2 protein-coding genes are annotated in these 2,051 nt (G+C 67.8%); both read right to left on the bottom strand.

Annotation, left to right across the window (positions count from 1 at the left end):
* Positions 1–32: 32 nt before the first annotated feature.
* On the bottom strand, positions 33–515 hold the full coding sequence (locus ACF1B9_RS37915; protein ID WP_391746959.1) for a tyrosine protein phosphatase: 483 nt from the start codon (positions 513–515) through the stop codon (positions 33–35).
* Between the two features lies 1 nt (position 516).
* The coding region (locus ACF1B9_RS37910) for a tyrosine-type recombinase/integrase (protein WP_391746958.1) at positions 517–2,051 on the bottom strand (1,535 nt) is incomplete at its 5' end.

Here is a 2,051-nt window from a genome sequence, read left to right as displayed (position 1 = left end):
ATTCTGTGGAATCTGATTTGTCAACATCATGCCTATTTGAGCAGTTCCATGGTCCACTCTCGTTGCTCGGCGGTGTCTGGGACGGCGAGTCCGCGAGCTCGTTCGATGTGGTTCCAGGCGGTATCGGGATCGACGCCGTTGAGGATGAGAAGTGAGGCCGCGAGAAGGGATGAGCGTCCGATGCCGGCTCGGCAGTGGGTGACGACGTGTGCGCCGTTGTGTAGCTGTTCGGTGAGTCTGTGCAGGGTAGGCAGGATCGCGGTGCGGTCGGGGACGGTGCGGTCGGGGACGGGTATCGCGACGAACTGCAGCCCGGCCGCCGTGGCTGTCCGGGGTTCGTCTGCGAGGCCGAGTTCGCTGAGTTCGGGGCCGGTGAGCGCGCAGACCAGGATGTCGACGCCGTAGTTCTTCAGCGCGGCCATCTCGTCTTCAAGCCAGTCGTTGCCGCGGGGTCTGGCCATGGTGCTCAGTCGTCCAGGGCCGGGGAGGTCGAGGGTGAAGAGGGCGGGTTGCATGTCAGCAGCACTTTCGGTCGGTGGAGTCGGGTGGTGATCGGACAGTCAGGGGCAAGGGCCGACCGGGTTCGGCGCGGAGCTCGCTCGGGGCCGGGCCGGCTGGGGTGGCCACCTCGGCGAGGCGCTCGAGAAGGCGGTCGAGGGCGCTCTGGCCCTCGTCGACGGCGGCGCGTTCCTCTTCGGTGAGCGGAATGCTCACGAGCATGCGCTGCAAGTTTGCCTTGGCTTCGACGAGTTGGGCTTTCGTCGATTCCTTGGGGGTGTAGAAATCGCAGCGGGCGCAGGCCATCCGGTGCTGGCACTGTTCAAAGAACGAGTAGGAGCATAGCCCGTGACCGAGATCGTAGTACTGCCATGGTTCACCGGTGGCCGCGGCCCCGGAGGTGACGGCGTCACGGTCGAGGAGGACCTCGACCGTGCGGACGTTGCGGGCGAAGTATCCGGCCTCGGTGTATGCCTTCGTGAGGGCGTTCGGCGTGATCTTCGCGTAGTACTGAGTGGATTGCGGTGAGCGATGTCCGAGCCAGGCTTGCAGCTCGAACAGCGTCATCGGCTCCTTGGCGTTGTAGAGCTGGCTGGCGATGGTGGACCGGGCCCGGTGGCTGGTGATGTTCCCACGGACATCGGCGGCCGGGACTCCGGCCTTGCGGCAGAGCATCGGGATGACGGTGTTGTTGATGTAGCTGGTGGAGACGCGGCGGGCCCGGACGGCGAACAGCGGGTCGACCAGCTCGCCGGTGCGGCGGTCGGTGAACTTCGGCTGGTCGGGGCGGACGGCCTGCCAAGCGTCGACGGCCTGGCCGAGGATCGGGTCGACCGGCTTGGTGAAGGCGGTGCCGGTCTTGTGCGTGGGGACGTCGAGCAGGCAGACCGCGTCGCGGGCCAGGACCTGCTGCGAGTCGCCGGCGATCGGTGTCCCGTCGTGCTGCCAGCGGATGCAGCCCACCCTCAGCCGGGCGATCTCGTCACTGCGTTGTCCGGAGAACAGCCAGGTCAGCGTGACTGCGCGGACCAGTTCGAAAGGGTAGAAGTGCCCGGAGCGGGTCTGCGGCAGATCCGCTGGTTCGAGGTTCAGGCCCGCCCACAACAGCTTTGCCCAGACCTCGTCGGCGATCACTCTGGGGTCGGGTCCGAGGAGGGCCGTGATGCTGCGGGGGATCGCCAACGCACGAACGGGGTCGAAGCGCCGGGGCAGCCACTCCCACTCCTGGCAGTCCCGGAAGAACGTCCGCAGGGCGGTGATCTGCCCGGCCTTGCTAGGCGCTTCCAGCGGCTTGCCGAGACGGGCGCCCAGCCCGATCGTGCGCTGGACGTAGTCGCCGACCTTCATCCGGTCCAGTGCGGCGATCCACAAGGCGCAGGTCTGCCGGGTCCAGTCGGCCGGATCGGCGGCGTCGGGCTGTTCGGCGGCGATCCACCGGCCGACCTTGAGCAGGTTCGAGCGGACGCCGCCGCGAACACGCGGGGTCAGCGTCGAGGTGGCGTGCCAGCGGTCGGCCCACTGTTCCCAGTTCGGCGCGCCGCCGCTGGCCCGGG

It is taken from the genome of Streptomyces sp. NPDC014727 (assembly GCF_043083485.1).
In the GTDB taxonomy this organism is placed as follows: Bacteria; Actinomycetota; Actinomycetes; order Streptomycetales; family Streptomycetaceae; genus Streptomyces.
The sequence above is the reverse complement of the archived record's forward strand: the minus strand, read 5'-3'. Positions and strand labels throughout refer to the sequence as shown.